Annotated in this window: 19 protein-coding genes; 10 read left to right on the forward strand and 9 right to left on the reverse strand. The window is 41.4% G+C overall.

What is annotated here, in order from left to right; all coding sequences use genetic code 11:
* The first annotated feature begins 20 nt into the window (after positions 1-20).
* Positions 21-2,492: an ABC transporter permease gene (locus N7E81_RS02675; protein WP_263051740.1), complete on the forward strand. Its 2,472-nt coding sequence runs from the start codon at positions 21-23 to the stop codon at positions 2,490-2,492.
* Between the two features lie 77 nt (positions 2,493-2,569).
* The gene (locus N7E81_RS02680) at positions 2,570-3,139 is read left to right on the forward strand and encodes a hypothetical protein (RefSeq protein ID WP_263051741.1); all 570 of its coding nucleotides are present in this window, start codon (positions 2,570-2,572) and stop codon (positions 3,137-3,139) included.
* A gap of 223 nt (positions 3,140-3,362) precedes the next feature.
* Here the strand turns inward: N7E81_RS02680 and N7E81_RS02685 are convergent, their stop codons facing one another.
* Entirely contained in the window at positions 3,363-3,923 is a 561-nt protein-coding gene (locus tag N7E81_RS02685) for a DUF3109 family protein (RefSeq protein WP_263051742.1), read from the reverse strand.
* A gap of 105 nt (positions 3,924-4,028) precedes the next feature.
* Between N7E81_RS02685 and N7E81_RS02690 the strand changes: the two genes are divergently transcribed.
* Together N7E81_RS02690 and hutF are read left to right on the forward strand one after the other, a co-directional pair.
* Positions 4,029-4,832, forward strand: coding sequence for an N-formylglutamate amidohydrolase (locus tag N7E81_RS02690; protein WP_263051743.1), 804 nt, complete (start codon positions 4,029-4,031; stop codon positions 4,830-4,832).
* Complete coding sequence (hutF, locus tag N7E81_RS02695; protein ID WP_263051744.1) at positions 4,829-6,211, forward strand: formimidoylglutamate deiminase; 1,383 nt, start codon at positions 4,829-4,831, stop codon at positions 6,209-6,211. Before N7E81_RS02690 ends, hutF begins: the two co-directional genes overlap by 4 nt.
* On the opposite strand, the gene N7E81_RS02700 is transcribed toward hutF, so the two are convergent.
* Entirely contained in the window at positions 6,212-6,616 is a 405-nt protein-coding gene (locus N7E81_RS02700) for a response regulator (RefSeq protein WP_263051745.1), read from the reverse strand. It lies immediately after the preceding gene.
* Between the two features lie 151 nt (positions 6,617-6,767).
* Between N7E81_RS02700 and N7E81_RS02705 the strand changes: the two genes are divergently transcribed.
* On the forward strand, positions 6,768-7,283 hold the full coding sequence (locus N7E81_RS02705) for a DUF2911 domain-containing protein (RefSeq protein WP_263051746.1): 516 nt from the start codon (positions 6,768-6,770) through the stop codon (positions 7,281-7,283).
* 162 nt (positions 7,284-7,445) lie between these two features.
* Positions 7,446-7,886 carry a DUF6428 family protein gene (locus tag N7E81_RS02710; protein ID WP_263051747.1) on the forward strand — a complete coding sequence of 147 codons (441 nt, stop codon included), beginning with the start codon at positions 7,446-7,448 and terminating at the stop codon, positions 7,884-7,886.
* A 72-nt stretch (positions 7,887-7,958) separates the two neighbouring features.
* On the opposite strand, the gene N7E81_RS02715 is transcribed toward N7E81_RS02710, so the two are convergent.
* The 3 genes from N7E81_RS02715 to N7E81_RS02725 form a co-directional block, all read right to left on the reverse strand.
* Positions 7,959-9,215, reverse strand: coding sequence for a replication-associated recombination protein A (locus tag N7E81_RS02715; RefSeq protein WP_263051748.1), 1,257 nt, complete (start codon positions 9,213-9,215; stop codon positions 7,959-7,961).
* A gap of 57 nt (positions 9,216-9,272) precedes the next feature.
* The gene (locus N7E81_RS02720) at positions 9,273-9,992 is read right to left on the reverse strand and encodes a hypothetical protein (RefSeq protein ID WP_263051749.1); all 720 of its coding nucleotides are present in this window, start codon (positions 9,990-9,992) and stop codon (positions 9,273-9,275) included.
* A gap of 156 nt (positions 9,993-10,148) precedes the next feature.
* Positions 10,149-10,751 (reverse strand): SGNH/GDSL hydrolase family protein, encoded by a 603-nt coding sequence (locus N7E81_RS02725; protein ID WP_263051750.1) that lies wholly within the window; start codon positions 10,749-10,751, stop codon positions 10,149-10,151.
* A 333-nt stretch (positions 10,752-11,084) separates the two neighbouring features.
* Between N7E81_RS02725 and N7E81_RS02730 the strand changes: the two genes are divergently transcribed.
* Together N7E81_RS02730 and N7E81_RS02735 are read left to right on the forward strand one after the other, a co-directional pair.
* Complete coding sequence (locus N7E81_RS02730; protein WP_323131649.1) at positions 11,085-11,573, forward strand: Lrp/AsnC family transcriptional regulator; 489 nt, start codon at positions 11,085-11,087, stop codon at positions 11,571-11,573.
* Positions 11,574-11,579: 6 nt separating this feature from the next.
* Complete coding sequence (locus tag N7E81_RS02735; protein ID WP_263051751.1) at positions 11,580-12,089, forward strand: phosphoribosyltransferase family protein; 510 nt, start codon at positions 11,580-11,582, stop codon at positions 12,087-12,089.
* Positions 12,090-12,158: 69 nt separating this feature from the next.
* On the opposite strand, the gene N7E81_RS02740 is transcribed toward N7E81_RS02735, so the two are convergent.
* Both N7E81_RS02740 and N7E81_RS02745 read right to left on the reverse strand, forming a co-directional pair.
* Entirely contained in the window at positions 12,159-14,963 is a 2,805-nt protein-coding gene (locus tag N7E81_RS02740; RefSeq protein ID WP_263051752.1) for a M16 family metallopeptidase, read from the reverse strand.
* A gap of 115 nt (positions 14,964-15,078) precedes the next feature.
* Positions 15,079-15,621 (reverse strand): DUF6134 family protein, encoded by a 543-nt coding sequence (locus tag N7E81_RS02745; protein WP_263051753.1) that lies wholly within the window; start codon positions 15,619-15,621, stop codon positions 15,079-15,081.
* 162 nt (positions 15,622-15,783) lie between these two features.
* Here N7E81_RS02745 and N7E81_RS02750 point away from each other — a divergent pair, with 162 nt between their 5' ends.
* Together N7E81_RS02750 and rlmN are read left to right on the forward strand one after the other, a co-directional pair.
* Positions 15,784-16,221: a (4Fe-4S)-binding protein gene (locus tag N7E81_RS02750; RefSeq protein WP_263051754.1), complete on the forward strand. Its 438-nt coding sequence runs from the start codon at positions 15,784-15,786 to the stop codon at positions 16,219-16,221.
* Positions 16,222-16,243: 22 nt separating this feature from the next.
* Positions 16,244-17,290, forward strand: a complete 1,047-nt coding sequence (gene rlmN / locus N7E81_RS02755) for a 23S rRNA (adenine(2503)-C(2))-methyltransferase RlmN (RefSeq protein WP_263051755.1) — start codon at positions 16,244-16,246, stop codon at positions 17,288-17,290.
* Here rlmN and N7E81_RS02760 read toward each other — a convergent pair.
* Both N7E81_RS02760 and N7E81_RS02765 read right to left on the reverse strand, forming a co-directional pair.
* The gene (locus N7E81_RS02760) at positions 17,287-17,886 is read right to left on the reverse strand and encodes an IMPACT family protein (RefSeq protein WP_263051756.1); all 600 of its coding nucleotides are present in this window, start codon (positions 17,884-17,886) and stop codon (positions 17,287-17,289) included. The two genes, rlmN and N7E81_RS02760, sit on opposite strands and share 4 nt — an antisense overlap.
* A gap of 2 nt (positions 17,887-17,888) precedes the next feature.
* Positions 17,889-18,923, reverse strand: coding sequence for a tetratricopeptide repeat protein (locus N7E81_RS02765; RefSeq protein WP_263053057.1), 1,035 nt, complete (start codon positions 18,921-18,923; stop codon positions 17,889-17,891).
* Positions 18,924-18,965 lie beyond the last annotated feature (42 nt).

The following is an 18,965-nucleotide window of genomic DNA, read 5'->3' on the forward strand; positions in this document are numbered from 1 at the left end:
GTTTGACTATATTTAAGATTATGCTCAAACACTACTTTGCTCAGTTTTTCAGAAACCTAAAGCGAAATAAACTTTTTTCGCTCATCAACATTCTTGGCCTATCTGCCGGCATCTGTACCTCTCTACTCATCTATCTATATGTAGACTACCATACTAGTTTTGACCAGTTTCATGACAATGGAAAAAACATCTACCGGGTCAATCAGACCTTTATCTGGAGTGATCAGGTCGACGAGCAGTTTGGCTCTACAGGCCCAGGGGTTATGTTTGCGATGAGTGAAGCACTACCCGAAGTGAAGCGAGCCACCCGCCTACTCAAACTCAATGAATATCTAGTAACTTATAAAAATGAACTCGGCCAGCAAGTTTCTTTCATGGAGCCCAATGTACTAGCTGCCGATTCCAACTTCCTAGATATGTTTTCCTTTGAATTGCTAAAAGGAAACATCAAGGACTTGCTGACCAACCCTAAACACATTGTCCTAACCGAAACGGCGAGCCAGAAGTACTTTGGCCAACAAGATCCTATCAATAAAATACTAACAGTCGAATATGCGGGAAAAAACCACACTTATCAAGTAGCTGGCATAATGGCCGACATACCCGACAACTCGCACCTTACTTTTGACATGCTAATGCCCATGAATAGCATTCCTAGGGTAAAGGCCGCTAACTGGTCTTGGGTATGGACAGGGTTTGTGACTTTCGTCGAATTGTTTCCTAACTCCGACATCGATCAGGTCAAAGAAAAACTCAAAGATGTCCCCCGCCAATATGCCGAGCAGACCTTACAGCAAGTCATGAATATGTCGTACGAAGACTACCTGAATGAAGGCAAACAATGGAACTTATATATCCAACCACTATCCGATATTCACATGAATACAAATGTGATCAACCGTATCAATCAGCCGATTAGCGCCAGCATTGTCTATGCTTATGGGCTTTCGGCAGCTTTCATCATTCTATTGTCTTGTATCAACTTCACTAATCTAACTACTACCCAACACTTGAAAAGAGCCAAGTCTACAGGCATCAAAAAAATACTGGGATCCACAAGATGGCAGCTTAGCTTAGGGTATATGATCGAATCACTGATCTACTGCACTATCTCTTCACTGATAGGCATAGTAGCTCTATGGTATATTTTACCTCTATTTAGTCAGCTAACTGGTGCTCCACTAACCTATGTCGGCCTCCTAGACAGTAAAATATTTGGATTATTAATCGCATTAGTGCTTGGTATGACATTAATCGCTGGCGGCTATCCTGCTCTATTTTTAAGTGCTTTCAAACCACTAGACGCTATGAAAGGCAAAGTAAAGACAGGCAAGGAAAGTGCCTCTTTGCGCAATGGTTTAATCATTATCCAATTCACAGTTTCTATTATCCTGATTTCCTCCACACTCATTGCATTCAAGCAACTGGCCTATACCCAAAGCAAAGACGTGGGTTTCGACAAGAAAAACTTACTCTCCGTAAGCCATTTGGAATGGTTAGAACCAGCTCAGCGCGAAAGTTTGACCCATGAATTTTCACAAATACTAGGTGTAAAAGCTACTTCGATTTGTACTTCTATTCCTCCCAACCTGTGGGCTGGGGATCAATTCGAACCTGTAAATGCACCCATAAAATCTACTCCTCTCAACTATACGACGGCAGACGAAAACTATTTGCCCACTCTTGGGCTGAGGCTAAAATATGGTCGTAATTTTTCAAAAGAATTTCCAGACGACGTTCACTCCGTAATTGTAAACGAAGAGGCCATCCGAATCATCGGTTGGGACTTAGATGAAAATGTACTCGGTAAAAAAATCGCTTTCGGTAATGACCACAATCAATTCAAAATTATAGGTGTCGTCGAAAATTTTCACTTTTGGGATTTATGGTCGAGCATGGACAGTTTTGCATTGTTTCACCTCAACTCTGGCATGTTCGACAGTGGTAGAAATTTTGCAGCTCTATCTCTCCACCCTAACGAAAGCAAGGAAACCTCCGCTCTTCTCGATCAGCTTATAATCAAATGGAAAACATTCGTGCCTGATCGCCCTTTTGAATACCAATTTGTAGACGAGGCCTTTGCAGCAAGCTTTCAAGAGCAACAAAATTTTCTCAAGGTATTGTCTCTATTTTCTAGCTTGGCTATTCTAATTGCTTGCCTAGGATTAATAGGCATCATTATTTATGCCATCGAACAACGAACCAAAGAAATAGGCATCAGAAAAATCGTTGGTGCCAGCACGTGGCAACTTGCTTTACTCCTCTCTAAACAACATGCCCAACTCATTTTAGCATCTATCATACTGAGTATCCCCCTTACCATCTATATGATGCAACAATGGCTTCAAGACTTTGAATATCGCACCGAAATTTCAGCCTCTGTATTTATGATATCTGGACTAGCTATACTCGGTCTTACCTTATCTATCTCTGCTTATCATTCTGTAAAAGCCGCTATGGCCAACCCTGTAGACGTACTCAGAGACGAATAATGATTAACTCAATATTTAGCAAAGAGCTAAGGGTTTTCAATGTTTCATTAGATATCCATTATAAAAAATTTAAAATCATGAAAACGCCTTTGATAACCACACTACTTGTACTGACCCATTCCATTTGCTTAGCTCAATATGAATATGAACCCAGCTCTACCTATCCTTTTGGTCAACCCAACCCTAATGCCCCTGAGCAGATCAAGGATTTTGCCCCAATGATAGGCATGTGCCACTGCAAATCAGAAAACCGCACGTCTGATGGCTCATGGGCTGCCCCAGTAGATATGACATGGACATTTGCATACCTCATGAATGGCATGGCTGTACAAGATCAAACACTAAAAACCGATGGCAAACACTCAGGTAGTATTCGCCAATATGATGCAGATAGTTCACGCTGGTATGTACACTACTATAGCTCCTCTGCGCCAGCCACAGCCCCACTATCCTACTGGACAGGCAATCATGAATCGGGCAAAATCACACTCTACAAACCACAACAATCGCCACAAGGAATCGATGGGTTTTCAAAACTTACTTTTTATGATTTTAATGAAAATGGTTACAGATGGATAGGAGAGTGGGTCAATATTGACGAATCAATAGTCTATCCATTTTGGAAAATTACTTGCAAAAGAGAATGAAAAACAAGCTGAAAGAGTGATTGATTCCAATTGGATCAACTACTCCTCAGCCCATCATTATACAGGTGAAAAAAGCAGGTTGAACCAAGATCTTGTGCTTTTCAGATGGGCTTGCACATTTGGTTCGTTCATTATAATTAATCTCTCCCAACTGAGCCGCCAAAATAAATAAATAAGACCTCTATTGCAAATAACGCTTTAGGCAAAAAAACAGATCATACAACTATTCTTCGATTTCTTTGACCAACTGACTGTACCATTTTTCTCCATATTTTCTGGTCAGTGGATCCTTCAAAAACTTGTATATAGGCACTTTGAGTTCATCTCCAAGCTTACAAGCTGGGTCACAAATATCCCATTGATCATAATTGAGAGCATCGTAGTGATCATATTTTGTGATCCGTATGGGGTAGAGATGACATGATATTGGTTTTTTCCATTTGGTCTTTCCATCTAGGTAAGCCTGCTCGATGGCACATTTTAAGATGTTTTTCTCATCATAGATGGCAAAAGTGCATTCTTTCCCTGCTATAGTAGTAGTAGAGTAGTCCCCTTCTTCATCCAAGATATAGCTGCCTTCTCTTTCAAGTGCTGCTAGCCCTTCTTGAGACATATACGGCTTCACGGCTTCGAGTACTTCTTCGAGCAAGGGCAGTTCATTCTCTTCTAATGGAGCTCCTAAATCGCCCTCTACGCAGCAAGCGCCATGGCATTTATTGAGGTCGCAAACGAAATGTCTTTCTTTGATATCATCGGAGAGTACGGCATTGTCGAGAATGATCATAATGGCTTATTTAAGCAGCAAAGTTATAAGATCAAAAAGTATTAAGCGATAAGTAAACTGAAATTGACTCGTATTATATGCCCGACAAAACTTTTAAATTCGCCTATGGCATTCGAAATCATTGACCCCAAAACAAATCAAGTCCCCATTCTGATAAGTGTACCTCATTGTGGTACAGGCATTCCCAGTGCTATTCGCGATCAATACGATACCGAAATGATCCAATCCATAGACGATACTGATTGGTTTGTAGATCAGCTATACGACTTTGTAGATATGCTAGGCATCAAAATGGTGAAAGCCAAATACAGTCGTTGGGTCATAGACCTAAACAGAGCCACAGATAATACGCCACTCTACCAAGACGGTCGTGTGATCACTGCTCTATGTCCCACAACCAATTTCAACAATAAGCGCATTTACAAAAATAGTAGTCCTACCCAAGAAGAAATCAACCAACGAATCAGCAGCTATTATTATCCTTACTATGACCAAGTTCGCTTAGAGCTGACCAAACTTCAACGGCAGTACAAGCACGTCTTGTTTTTCGACGCACATTCTATTCGACAATATGTACCAGGTATCCAAAAAGATATTTTCCCAGATCTAATTCTAGGTGACGTAGATGGAAAATCGGCCGATACTCGTCTCACAAGTGCAGCAACCGACATATTGGTTAACTCGGGCTATACCTTTAAACACAACCATCCCTTCAAAGGCGGCAATCTCACACGTACCTTTGGTCAGCCACAAAATCGCGTCCATGGACTACAACTGGAAATGGCAAAAACCGTCTACATGAACGACCGTGAAACCATGTATGACACCAAGCGAGCCAGCCGTATCCGAACCGTCTTACACAATCTTTTTGAAACCTTGATCATCACTCTAAATGACATGAACCGATGAGCAAAATTTGGAAATTTGACGGGCTATTACTAAACGAAGGATGGATGTGCCCCTGCTATGTAACGACTAACGAACAAGGCATCATTGAAGAAATAGCAGATAAAAACACATCCTCCTCTGCGGTCATAGAAGTAGTCTCTGGCTATGCCATTCCTGGCTTTCAGAATGCTCATTCACACGCCTTTCAATACGCCATGTCAGGACTCGCAGAGATCCATCCTGACCCTACTTCAGCAGACGACTTTTGGAGCTGGCGAGAAACCATGTACAACATTGCCCTATCGATGGATCCTGACCAGTTTGAACACATCGCCACTATGCTGTATGCTGAAATGCTCTCGCACGGCTACACCCATGTGGCAGAATTTCACTATGTACATCACAACAAAGATGGCCTTCGCTATGATCACTTAGCTGAAATGGGCACTCGACTAATCGCTGCAGCTCAAACAGCTGGTATTGGCATTACACTCATCCCAATTTTTTATCAAAAAGGAGGCTTTGGACAAGCGCCAGGATTCAAACAAAAAAGATTTATTTCCGCGACAGCCAAAGACTATTTAGAGCTACTCTCTGCCTCTGAAGAGGCTACAAAAAACTATAGTAGATCAAACGTAGGCATAGGCATCCACTCGCTACGCGCAGTAGATCAGTATGCAATCCAAGCGACATTGGCAGAAACCAAACGTCTTCCCATACATATTCATATCGCAGAGCAGCTCAAGGAAGTCGAAGATTGTCTGGCTCATTACCAACAAAGGCCTGTGGAGTGGCTACTCAATACCTTCGATGTTCATTCTCATTTTCATTTGGTTCATGCCACACATTTAAACAAAAAGGAGATCAGCGGTATAGCACAATCTGGCGCACACGTCGTCTTGTGCCCGTCTACAGAGGGCAATCTGGGGGATGGTATATTTCCACTGAGTACTTTTCAACAGCAGGGCGGCCAATGGTCGATTGGTACAGATAGCCACATCGGGCTCAATCCTTTGGAAGAACTGCGTATGCTCGACTATGGACAACGGCTAACTACACATCGTCGCAATCAGTTCGTCTCCTATGCGAATGGAGATTCTGGGCTATTTGGCTTAGATATGGCATGGAAAGCAGGTCGCAAAGCCATGGGCAATCAAGAAGAAGCTTATTTTGCAATAGGCCAATCATTCGATGCGGTGGTCATCGATAGCCAAACTCCTCATATAGCTACTTCCTCTCCCCAACATATACTCGCCACGCTAATATATAGTGGAGACAGAAGTTCATTTAAAGGTACATTAGTCCGTGGAATTTGGAAAGCAAAAGATGGCAAACACGTGTCTTTCGATAGTATTTTGTCTCAATACAAAAAAACCATAGCCAAACTAAAAATCAGATAACTATAGATAGGAGTCTATCTCTTTGAGGATATCCGAGGTCAACGGTTTGGTAAATAACTTCTGTACCTCTCGATACTGATCAGCCAGTTCCGCATCCTGATAATACTGAGAAGAAGTAAGTACAAAAAGCTTGATCTTCTCGCTCTCTACTGCCGTCATCATCTTGCGATACTCACGTATAAAATCCCAACCACTAATGGTAGGCATATTGATATCCAACAAAATTACATCAGGCAATTCTTCTGGACTATTCCTTACCAAATCTCCCAAATAGGTAAGCCCTTTGGTAGAACTGGTAAGCGATTCTACTGACATTTCAGGATTATAATCTTTGATAACTTTGGTGCAGATTAGGTTATTTATTTCGTCATCATCAATTATTAGGACCTTAATTTTTTTTGTCATTATACTTATTAGAGGTGGTGGATAATCAGACCGTCAATTTAAATTAAAAATCCGAGAATACGGAAAATAAGCCAACACATCCCTTTAAAATTAAATATGAACCCAAGCTTGATTATATTCGTTTTGAAACTATACTAAAGACTAAAAAAATATGAAGAAGAACTTAATCATCGCAGCCACTGGTATTATGATTGCTTGTCTAGCTACAAGTATCAGTCTATATGCACAGCAAAAAGCTAGTCCTCCTAAAGTGACACAAGCCTCAGTAAACGACAACAAAGTCGTTATTAACTACAGTAGTCCTTCCAAAAAAGGAAGAGAAATCTACGGGGGATTAGTGCCCTATGACAAGATCTGGAGAACTGGCGCCAACGAAGCCACTACCATCGAGCTATCCAAAGATGCTAATATCGGTGGAGTAGATGTAAAAGCTGGTAAGTACGCCCTATTCACTATTCCTGGTGAAAAAGAGTGGACCATCATCATCAACTCCAACGCTAAACAATGGGGCACTAACTCCTATGACAAAGGCAAAGATGTTGGCCGATTTACAGTGGCTCCTTCTGCTCTCAGAAATGAGCAGGAAAGCTTCACCATTGATCTAAATGATTCTGGTACAACTACAATCTCATGGGACAAAACCATGGTGCAGTTCACTATCAAGTAAGAAATTTAAATTCATTAAAAGCCGTTTTGAATCTAGCACCTTGCTCAAAAGGAGGCTAAATTCAAAACGGTTTTTTTATTTATTTCATAAAGAGTGAAACATTAATCGTATTTTTGCGATAATAAGATTAAATCGAAAATTAATCGTAATTTTACAATCAATATGAAAACATCAGAATTATTAACTCTCCTTAAGGGAAATCCCGAAATGGGATTGGTATTCGAAATAGAAAGTGGTCAATTCGTAAAACCCACTTTTCATATCACAGAAGTGAAAAATGTAACCGTAGAATCTGTAGACTGCGGTGGTAATCCAGATACTTATAAAGAGACCATCATCCAGCTCATGGTAAACCCATTAGAAAAGATGAGAAAGCCATGGACTGCTCAAAAAGCACTTGATATTTTCGAAAAAGTAGGACAGCTCAAACCTATGGATGACGACGCAGAAGTGTTTTTTGAATATGGGGATCTGACCATGCGCACTTCCAACTTTAGTGTAGAAAATGTAATATTCAATGAAGACAATATTCACTTCGAACTATTCGCTAAACCTACAGTATGTAAGCCGAGCCTAAACCCTAATGCAAAGCAGTGCTGCTAAAAAAACGCTAAGTAGTTCATTCCTACATGGACTACTTAGATTCTTTTGAGCTCCATTGGTTCGAATACGTCATCAATATCCATACTTATCCTTCCATTGTGCTCTGAGTTTTTTGCGCATATCTTCTTCTCGAGCATTTTTCCCTGGTTCAAAAAGCACTTGCCCCCTGAGCTCATTGGGCATAAATTCATACTCCACAAAATTGCCCGAATGATCGTGCGCATATTGATAGCCCTGCCCGTAACCAATCTCTTTCATAAGTTTGGTAGGTGCATTTCTAATACCTAGAGGTATAGACAAATCGCCCGTTTCTCGCACAAGTTGCTGTGCACGGTTGATGGCCATATAAGATGCATTGCTTTTGGCCGAACAGGCCAAATACACCACACACTGACTGAGAATAATTCGAGCCTCTGGATAACCGATCACATTCACTGCCTGAAAGGCATTGTTGGCAATGACGAGTGCGGTTGGATTGGCGTTGCCAATATCTTCTGAGGCTAAAATTAACAGCCGACGAGCGATGAATTTCACATCCTCTCCTCCTTCGATCATTCTGGCAAGATAATAGACGGCGGCATTAGGATCGCTGCCTCTAATAGATTTGATAAAAGCAGAGATAATATCATAATGCATCTCACCACTTTTGTCATAGATCGCAGCTTTCTTTTGTGCAATTTCAGTCACCGTATCATTGGTCACCATTGCATTTTTACCCAAAGAGTCCACAACCAACTCCAGCAGATTTAGCAACTTGCGCCCATCACCGCCAGACAGTCGCATCAAGGCTTGATCTTCTTTGATTTTTACTTTTTTATCTTTGAATATACTTGGGTGATTCACAGCCTTATTGATCAGCTCAGTCAAGTTTTCTTTCGACAGTGCATTAAGCGTGTATACCTGACACCGAGACAGAAGTGCGGCATTGACTTCGAAGCTTGGGTTTTCGGTAGTGGCACCTATCAAAGACACTTGCCCTTTTTCTACCGCTCCTAGCAATGCATCCTGCTGACCTTTATTGAATCGGTGAATCTCGTCTATAAACAAGATGGCTTTCGATCCCAATCTTGATTTTTGTATGACTTCGCGAATGTCTTTGACTCCTGCACTGATAGCGCTCAGGGTATAAAAAGGCATCTTTGCAGAATTGGCAATGATATTGGCGATTGTGGTTTTTCCTACTCCAGGAGGCCCCCATAGGATCATAGATGGAACAGCGCCAGAGCTGATCGCTCGCTTCAGAATGTTCTTCAGGTGATCCTGACCTACTAATTCATCAAGGGTGTTGGGCCTCAGTTTTTCCGCTAAGGGCATGGGATTGTCAAGCATAATATACGCTACAAAAAAAATATAAAAAGAGTGGAAAATTAATGAAAATAGCGCGGACTATTGCTCTTCTTCTGTAGGCTCTACAGGAGCCTCTTCAATAGGTACTTCGGCCTCTTGTTCGGCAGCTTCTTCTCCTTTTTCATCTAAGACAGGGGCTTCTTCTACCTCTTCCTTGTTTCTTTTGAATAGACCACCTAATCCTTTTCTTTTCACCTGAGTGGTGTCCGACTCATCTAACTGCTCGTCTTCAGGTGTTTTCTCAGATGGCAAAGGTCGCTTGTCGATAAATAGCTCTCCATAATATTTGTTGTAATACACCTGCTCTTGGTTGTGACTGGCATCTGGGTCGTATCGGTATTTATACCTTGGCCCTTGTGGCACTTCTTCCTCTGCTTTGGCAAGCAAAGGCGCAACAGATACCGAATCTGGTCCTATCGAATCGATATCTACAAAATCTTCGGCTACAAACTCTCCTTGGTCGATAATCAATTCACTGGTATCTTCTGGTACTGGCGCCAATACATTCTTCTTTGGTGCAGTCATAAGTTCATAATTCTTGCGAAACAGACTCATCTGCTTGTTCATACCGTATTTGGTACGCTTAGAAACAGAAGCAAATTTAGGGGTGCTATCATTGGCAAAGTAGGAATACTTGGCCAGACGCATAGAATCATCCAGAATATAAGTACTCTGAAAAGCGGGGCATACCACGTTGTCTTTACAAGCGTAAAAAACAAGGCACAACACAAACAATATAGGAAAACTAGTTCTCCTCACAAATTTTATTCGATTAGGGACAAGGTGGACACTATCTCTAACCGCCAAAAATGGGTAATATTTCCTGATTTATATAATTATTCCAACCAATTCTTGGTAGCCCATTCCCCCATCAAGTCAAATATGAATAATCAATCCTTAAATAGTACAAGTTAACTACTTGAGTATGGGTTTTACCACAGGGTATATGGCCTCGACCCATTTTTTATACATTTTTTCTGAAGGGTGCAGCCCATCTTCGGCGATCAAAGCAGGATCGCTAGAAGCCCTTCTACTATCAGCGGTAATATCCACAAAAGCTACTTGGTATTTAGAGCAAAATACTTGTGCGATTCTATTGTACTCTTCTATTTCTCTAGCAATTTTAACCGTGTTTTTCGCTGCCGCAAATGGAGTCACTCCATAATCAGGAATCGACACCACGAAAGTTTGGGCTGGCTTACCTTGAGCAAATCCAATGGCTTGAACTAGCAAGGCCTCAAATTCTACCTTATATTGGCGAATCGGATAGCCACGATATTGGTTGTTGACCCCGATGAGCAATGATACTAAATCGTAATGCTTGGCAGGCTTTGCCATTTCTATCGCAGCCTGTAGTTCGTCGGTAGTCCAGCCAGTGGCGGCTATGATTTCAGGCTTTTCTATTTTAATGCCATCCCCTACCAACCTGCCTTGCAAGACATGTGGCCACCGCTGGTCTGCCGTCACGGCTTCTCCTATCGTATAGGAGTCGCCAAGGGCTAAATATTTATACGTCATTTTTAAGGTTTCAAATGTTGTAACCCTAATTTAATATATTGCGAGCAAGCGCACCAAATTGACACCCCTAGCAATAGACAGATTCCATATAAATCTAGGAACTATTGCAAATCATCACTCCCTGTTTAAAAAAACATATAAATGACCATGCAGGACATTTATATGATAAGAATAGCCTGTCCATAAGGTAGCCAAGCCCTAGGCTTGTTTTCATAAGTCAACCAACTACTCGTTAACTCAAATTAAAAACATTCTATCGAAATAATATTAATTCATTATAAAGAGAGAATAAATACTAATCTTACTAATTTTGAACCGAATAATATTTTGCAAATGCTAATGATCGGCAACACGAAAATTGATAAAACGGATAGGAAAATCCTAAAGATTTTACAAAAAAACGGTAAAATCACCAACGCCAAGCTTTCCGAAGAAATCGGACTGTCTCCAGCTCCCACACTCGAACGGGTCAAAAAACTTGAGAACTCAGGAATCATCAAAAGCTACCATGCAGAGCTCGACTCTGCCATGCTTGGACTGGGTGTCAATACCTTTGTACAGGTTTCCCTAAAGGGGCATAACAAACCCAATATCGAAACTTTTTTGGCACGAATCAGAGACATCGAAGAAATCATCGAGTGCCATCACATTACAGGCTCGGGAGATTTTATCTTGCGCATCGTAGCCAAAGATATTGCGTCTTATCAGCAGCTCATGCTAGAGAAAGTAAGCGACATAGAAATAGTGGATAGCTTGCAGTCTATGGTGATACTTTCTACCTTTAAAAACAGCAAGGAAATACCAATACCAGCGGATAATTAAGTCTGTATGACAAAAGAAAAAAACCTGATTTTGAGTGACCTTCAGATCGATCAGCGCATCGTAAGAATGGCCTACGAAATCTATGAAAACAATCTCGACGAGAAGCACCTCGTCATGGCAGGAGTATCTGACAATGGGTTTGTGTTTGCCTCTATGATGAGTCAAGCATTAGAAAAAATAGCTCCTATCAAGTGCTCTGTAGTACGTGTAGACATCAACAAAGCAGCGCCATTTAAAGAAGAAGTGCAACTGGACAACTTAGAAGAAAAAGAGCTGAACAAAAAGTCTATCGTCCTCTTCGATGATGTGCTCAACTCTGGCAAAACAGCAGCCTTTGCACTCAAAGCATTCCTCAATACCAACATAAAAAAGATTGAGGTCTGTGTGATGGTAAACCGCAGCCACAAATCCTTCCCGATCTACCCCAAGTACAAGGGGTATGAACTGGCCACCAGCATCAACGAACACGTGCAGGTAATCTTACAAGGCAAAGAAAAGGGCGTTTATTTATTTTAAAATGCGCATAAAAGCCGCCAAGGTTTAAAAAATCTTGGCGGCTTCTATTGTCATTTTCCCTCTGGCAGATTATTCTTCAGGGTATAAAACCACCTGTATATAAGATTTCGTATCGAGATATTTCTTTGCTACACGCTGCAAATCCTCGGCTGTCAGATCTTCTATCCGCTGATCCAACCATGTCACCTCCTTATAATCATAATCATTCACATGATAAGTCTTTAGCACGTTCATCCAGTAGTTATTGGTTTTCCAATGTAGCTCTTGGTCTCTACGTTGCGCTTCTTTTATCTTGTTGAGGTTTTCTTCAGACACTCCCTGCTCTTGTATCTCGGTCACCGCACCTAATGCAGACGCTACCAGATCTTCCACATTGTCTGGGCCGCAAGGAAAGCTAATTGTGAATTCGAAATTTTCATAAGGCACCTTACTTGCAGACCCTGAAGCCCCTACGCCATAGACACCACCTTTTTCCTCACGTAAGATTTCGATCAATCGAATGTCAAGGATTTCGCTCAAGCATCTGAGGTAATAAGACTCCTCACGACTATAGTCCATCTCACCAGTAAATACCATATTCACTGAGCTCTTTGGCTCTGAGCCCTTATACACTTTTTCGCTCACCATGCCGCTAGGCGGTCTGACTCCCCGATCTATCCATGCCTCCTCTTTGGTAGGAGCACCTGTACCTAGGTATTTTTCTACGAGCGGCACGAGCACTGCCTCGTCTACATTGCCCACAAACCAAAAAGTAAAGTCTGCTGGGCTAGAAAACCTCCCTTGGTAGAAAGCCAATGCTTGATCCATATCTACACGCTCCAAATCAGCTATCGTAGGTATACCTCCCCCTCTCATATTGCCCTGTGCTAATATCTTGGCCATTTTGTCTTGATAGTAATAATTGGGATCGGACATCACATTTGCAAGGAATGCACGATTTCGCTGCATCAGCGACTGAAATGCTGACTCGTCTTTTCTAATTTCAGTAAAATACAAATAAGTAAGCTGTAGCATCGTCTCCAGGTCCTTAGGTGCTGCACTACCTCTAAAACCCTCTTCGTAGTCACCAATATATGGCTGCAAGCCTACAGACTTGCCCGCTAATACCTTTTGCAAATCCGTATAAGAAAAAGCACCTACACCACTCAACCCAACAATATTTGTAGCAAAAGAAGCTGACCAATACTCCTCATCTTCGGCTAGTGAAATCCCTCCTTTGCGATAAGCCAAAAATTGAACTTCGTCATTTTTGTAATCTGTAGACTTGATAAAAACCTGCGCACCATTCGATAGTTTGATGGAGGTCACCCCTATATCATCAATAGTAGATTTTTCAACCACACGACCTGGAGCAGGTTCGTCCTCAATCAGTTGATCACTCAGATTCGTTTCAACCAATGCCTCAGGTGTACTTTCGTCAGAGGCTTTTACCCATGCCAAAAGATCTGTTGTCGTTGGCATTTTGACTTCCTCTTTTTCAGGAGCTGTCAGATACACCACACGATTTTCTTCTGTGATCTGCTGACCAATGATTGCATTGACTTCTTCTACAGTAATACCTTCGAGATATTTTTTGGTAAACTCATACTCGTATTCTATACCTGGCACTGGCTCTTTTTCTAAAAAATGACGCACCAATTCTCCCACAAGCGATTCCGACTCCGTTTTGTCGCGCTCCTTATAGGCTCTTTCGTAGCCCTCCATCAGATTGAGTTTTTCGGTTTTCAATTCAGAAGCTGTAAACCCATGCAATTCTACTCGTTTGATTTCATTCATCAATGTACGAACACCTCCTTCTATATCGTCTGGCTTTGGCACAACTACACATGAAAACGCATTTTTACTCCTGGCAATAAAAGGACCAATGGAAGTTGAAGCATAGAGATATGGTGGATTAGCCTCTTGCAATAAGTCTCTCAATCTTTGATTGACCATAGAAGAGAACAACATTTGAATCAATCCTTTGCGATAATCATTGCCAGTTACCACTTCCTCCACATCAGATTTGTACATGATGTTGAAAATAATATTGGTTGCTTCTTTATCTGAAGCCACCGCTACCAAAGGTTCCTTATTGTCAGGCACTCCCACATCCACTCTTGGCCGTTCATTTTTAGGATTTTTAAACTTCGTGAAATGCTTCTTAATCATAGACTCCATTTTATCTACATCTATATCACCCACAGCAATCACAGCCATCAAATCTGGCCTGTACCAATCATGATAAAATCTTTTAATTGTCTCGGGCTGGAAAGTCTCCAACGTTTCTTTGGTACCAATAGGAAGACGTTCTGCATACTTTGACCCTTTAAAAATGATCGGCAGATAGTCTTGAATCATTCGCATCTGAGCCCCTTGTCCGAGTCTCCATTCTTCGATCACTACCCCTCTTTCCTTTTCTATTTCTTCTGGTTCGAATAGCAAATGTCTACCCCAATCTTCCAAAATAGTCAAGCCTTTATCCATGATTTCGTCGTCCGACGGAATAGGCAATATGTACACGGTCTCATCAAACGAGGTATAGGCATTGAGGTGAGCGCCAAATTTCACTCCTACAGATTGTAGATAATTCACCAGTTCGTTTTTTGCAAAATGTGCCGAACCATTAAAAGCCATATGCTCCGTAAAATGTGCCAACCCACGCTGGTCATCATCTTCCAATACCGACCCTGCATTGACCACCAGACGCAACTCTACTCGTTCCTCTGGCTTACTGTTTTTCTTGATAAAATACTTCAAACCATTTTTGAGTGTCCCTGTCCGTATAGACGGATCAAAAGGGATCTTTTCATCTAAAGAAAGGTCTTGCGTATGCCCCTGCAGAGCAACAAAAAACACAATCACAAGGAGCAGATGCTTTTGTACAATTTTCATAAAATACTATTAATTAAAAAGGTGATATAATCTATTCGGTTGATACAAAGACGAGGACAGCAAACAAAGGATGGTATACTTTGATCAAAGGCTACAACGCCTTATCAGCTGTCATTTATTGTTTCAATTGGAAATAAAATGAAGCATAAGTTCTATTGAGTTTCACGTGTGTACAAATTCCCTTTGCATAGGTATGCGTGTTTCGGCCATCTTCTGAATACAGTGTAAATACATGAGGCTCATCTTTTTTGATAATCAAATTTTCGGCAAACTGCTGAGAAAAAGTATCCTCCTTTGTACCTGGCTCCGAAAAGTATAACTCTGGTACTGAATAGGTAATCGGATTAGTCCCCAAATGCTCTTCAAACCCGTTGACTTCCACTATATACTCTCCGTTTTCAATCCACACTTTTGACTTGGTTCGAGAGCTTCCATTCAATTTGCTCTCAGCATGACCGCTCACTAAACGCCCGTCTACATAGACCTCATAGAGCTGATAATGTACTGTAAATGTGAGTAGCATCTTGATCGAGGTCTCGCTGTCTATGGCATAGGTCGTAGTATCTCCTTTTACTTTCTTTTCGGCAATCATATAGCCTACATTCTTATCTCCTTTGATCACTTCGTATTCCAGACGCTGTGCGAAACTGAAACTCACAAAGCCACAGAACAAGATCACGAAAATGAAACTAGATGATAAAAAATGACTAAGAGGAGAACGACTCGTCATGAAGTAAAAATGCGTTTTTGTATGAATTTGAAATCGTAAGGGAAGATAAATCAGATTTGGTAAATGGGAATCTTAAAATCATTAAATTTATTGACACACGAACTATACCTCTCTATCATGGCTATCAAAACCTATTCGAACAACGACGTTATTGTGAAATGGCAATCTGACCTATGCATTCATTCTGAAAAATGCTTTCATGGGCTACCCAAAGTTTTTAACCCTAACCAGAAACCATGGGTGAACATAACGGGTGCTTCGACCGAAGACATTGTGGCACAAGTACAAAAATGTCCGTCTGGCGCCCTATCCATCGTAAACGAACCCAGCCAAATCACTCCCTCTCAAGAAACCATCGTAGAAACAATGCCCAATGGACCACTTATGGTGTATGGACAAATGAAAATCAAACACAACGGACAAGAGGTTCTCAAAGACAATAAAGCCACGGCTTTTTGTAGATGTGGGGCTTCCAGAAACAAACCTTACTGCGATGGTACGCATAAAAAAATTGATTTCATAGGCTAAAATTTAGCCGTATCTTTGCACCATGAATGAGGTAGCAACTTTAGTAGATTTAAGAAAATCATCGAAGAAAGAAATCTCTAATTTCCTAGTGGAAATCGGAGAAAAGCCCTTTCGCGCCAAGCAAATCCAAGAATGGATCTGGAAAAAATCTGCCACTTCCATAGATGAGATGACTAATCTATCACTAACTACCCGCGATAAACTTAAGGCTCATTTCACCATTAGACCAGCCGTCGTAGACAAAGAGCAAAAAAGCAATGATGGCACGATCAAATCTGCGCTCAAACTACACGATCAGCATTTAATCGAAAGCGTGCTAATCCCACAAGACGAAAGAATGACAGCCTGTGTGTCTTCGCAAGTGGGCTGTTCTCTAAGTTGCAAATTTTGCGCTACTGGCTATATGGATCGAGCAAGAAACCTAGACGCCTCAGAGATCTACGATCAAGTAGTGACAGTAGCCAGGCAAGCCAAGGAAAACTTTGATAAGCCGCTATCCAACATCGTATATATGGGCATGGGCGAGCCTTTGCTCAACTACAAAAATGTACTCGAATCTATCGACCGCATCACCTCTCCCGATGGTCTCCATATGTCGCCTAAACGGATCACAGTATCCACAGCAGGCATAGCCAAGATGATCAAAAAATTAGCCGACGACGACGTAAAATTCAACTTGGCACTCTCGCTCCATGCAGCCAACGATGAAAAGCGAAACAAGATCATGCCGATCAACGAAACGAATACACTAGAGGCCCTGCGAGAAGCACTGAATTACTTCTACAAAAAGACTGGCAATAAGATCACCTTTGAGTACATTCTTTTTTATGATTTCAATGACTCATTACAAGACGCTCAAGAGTTGTTTGAATTTTGGAAGCGTGTACCTGCCAGAATCAACATCATAGAATACAACCCTATCGCTGAAGCCAAATACAAAAACGCCGATGCGGATACATTAGATACTTTCACTAAGTTTTTGACGGACAAAGGGGTAAATGTACACGTACGTAGAAGCCGTGGCAAGGACATTGATGCGGCCTGTGGACAACTGGCAAACAAAAATTAAAGCTTTCTGACAATCACCTCTGCAAGTGCTAGCTTATCCTTGAGGGCTTCAAATAATTCTGGCTCTATACGTCCAAACAAAGTGCAAATTTCTAAAAATTCTTGACTAGTGATTTCAACGCCAAAATCATTGACGATACGCATGACATCACTCGTTTTTTCGTAGCCATATTCTACTTTGAAAGCCTGTTTGATTTCTATTACTTCAATTTCGGCCATGCGCAATGCTTCTTCTGCGGCAGTTTTATAAGCATGAACTAACCCACTCACTCCCAGCTTAGTCCCACCAAAATAGCGAACCACAACCACCAGCGTATTAACCAATTCGAATGATCTGATTTGCCCCAGTATAGGATCGCCAGCCGAATGATTAGGCTCTCCGTCATCATTGGCACGAATAAGCTGTTGATGGCCATCGTTGATCAAATGAGCATAACAGTGATGCCGAGCATCGTAGTATTCTTTTTTGAGAACTTCCAGTTTCTCCTTCACTTCATCCAAAGAATTAACTTGGTAAGCAAAAGCCAAAAACTTACTCCCCTTTTCTTTATAAAACCCTTCTGTTGGTGATTTGATGATACGATAGGATTCCGCCATCTTTAATCCATTTTTTCTAGTCTGGTTTCACTCTCATCAGTCAGCCAATCTGTCTCATCCAGATCAATCGTTTTCTTGTAATATTCAGCCGCCAAATCTTTTTCACCATTGGCTTCGGCAACACGCCCAAGCCCCAAATATGCGATGCTGCGATAATACTCACCACGGTCGGGATTCTTGCTCCCTGTAGACAAGCAGCGCTGATAGTACCATTTCGCATCCGAAAAAGACTTGCCCACTTTTTCCATATATACCCCCTGAAACACTTCTCCACACATTTTGTAATAAGGCTTTTCGTTCCTCTGCAACTGGTGTATGAGAGGAATAGCATTTCTATAATCTTTTTGCCTCATCAGACATTCTAGGTATTTAGCTTTGAAATAGTCGTTTGCAGGATACATCTTATAAAGCCTTTCTAAATAATACCGAGCCTTATCTGGACGATTTTCGTATCTCAACCAGATATATGACAAGTATAAACTGGCTTCTATTTTCACTATTTTGCTATGATGCACCGCACTGTCCAGCTGAATCAGCCCTCGATCGATATCTCCACTCTTAAACACCCAAACAAATGATTTGTATACTGGATGACGCTCAGGATATTTTTCACGAAAGTAGTTATACAACCCTGCTAAAAAAAACAACTCCGAACTTTCGGAAGTATGCTCCATGGTCTTTTTGATCAAGTTGTAGGTTTGCTTGGCCTGAGTCATGGCCTTGAAGCTACTCCCTTCTTGGGCATAATATTCTGCCAACAAACCATGAGCCGACATTTCAAAAAACATAGCTTCAAGGTTGTTCGAATCTTTTCGACTGATCTGCTCAGACAATGAGATGGTTTTGAGCAGGTACTTTTCGTGTTCAGGATATACAGGACTAGACGTTCGTAATGGCTGATCTGTCCATGCCAGACTCATCGCCCGCATCATCGGAACAATAGGATGGTCAGGTAGTTTTTCGGAAAGAGAGTCTATGACGCGCTCAGCCGCTTCAAATTCCTGATTATAAATATAGTCACCCCCACGATCTACCATTTTCAGCAAATCCTCATTTCCAAAAAGGGGAAGTTTTTGTGC

Source organism: Reichenbachiella carrageenanivorans (assembly GCF_025639805.1).
Classification (GTDB): Bacteria; Bacteroidota; Bacteroidia; order Cytophagales; family Cyclobacteriaceae; genus Reichenbachiella; species Reichenbachiella carrageenanivorans.

Excerpts from the sequence above, each read along its gene's own strand:
- N7E81_RS02740 (WP_263051752.1), bottom strand. The coding sequence starts at position 14,963 with ATGAAAATTGTACAAAAGCATCTGCTCCTTGTGATTGTGTTTTTTGTT.
- N7E81_RS02760 (WP_263051756.1), bottom strand. The coding sequence starts at position 17,886 with ATGGCGGAATCCTATCGTATCATCAAATCACCAACAGAAGGGTTTTAT.
- rlmN (WP_263051755.1), top strand. The coding sequence starts at position 16,244 with ATGAATGAGGTAGCAACTTTAGTAGATTTAAGAAAATCATCGAAGAAA.
- N7E81_RS02735 (WP_263051751.1), top strand. The coding sequence starts at position 11,580 with ATGACAAAAGAAAAAAACCTGATTTTGAGTGACCTTCAGATCGATCAG.
- N7E81_RS02765 (WP_263053057.1), bottom strand. The coding sequence starts at position 18,923 with ATGGTAGATCGTGGGGGTGACTATATTTATAATCAGGAATTTGAAGCG.
- N7E81_RS02675 (WP_263051740.1), top strand. The coding sequence starts at position 21 with ATGCTCAAACACTACTTTGCTCAGTTTTTCAGAAACCTAAAGCGAAAT.
- N7E81_RS02680 (WP_263051741.1), top strand. The coding sequence starts at position 2,570 with ATGAAAACGCCTTTGATAACCACACTACTTGTACTGACCCATTCCATT.
- N7E81_RS02730 (WP_323131649.1), top strand. The coding sequence starts at position 11,085 with ATGCTAATGATCGGCAACACGAAAATTGATAAAACGGATAGGAAAATC.
- N7E81_RS02685 (WP_263051742.1), bottom strand. The coding sequence starts at position 3,923 with ATGATCATTCTCGACAATGCCGTACTCTCCGATGATATCAAAGAAAGA.
- N7E81_RS02725 (WP_263051750.1), bottom strand. The coding sequence starts at position 10,751 with ATGACGTATAAATATTTAGCCCTTGGCGACTCCTATACGATAGGAGAA.
- N7E81_RS02710 (WP_263051747.1), top strand. The coding sequence starts at position 7,446 with ATGAAAACATCAGAATTATTAACTCTCCTTAAGGGAAATCCCGAAATG.
- hutF (WP_263051744.1), top strand. The coding sequence starts at position 4,829 with ATGAGCAAAATTTGGAAATTTGACGGGCTATTACTAAACGAAGGATGG.
- N7E81_RS02700 (WP_263051745.1), bottom strand. The coding sequence starts at position 6,616 with ATGACAAAAAAAATTAAGGTCCTAATAATTGATGATGACGAAATAAAT.
- N7E81_RS02690 (WP_263051743.1), top strand. The coding sequence starts at position 4,029 with ATGGCATTCGAAATCATTGACCCCAAAACAAATCAAGTCCCCATTCTG.
- N7E81_RS02715 (WP_263051748.1), bottom strand. The coding sequence starts at position 9,215 with ATGCTTGACAATCCCATGCCCTTAGCGGAAAAACTGAGGCCCAACACC.
- N7E81_RS02705 (WP_263051746.1), top strand. The coding sequence starts at position 6,768 with ATGAAGAAGAACTTAATCATCGCAGCCACTGGTATTATGATTGCTTGT.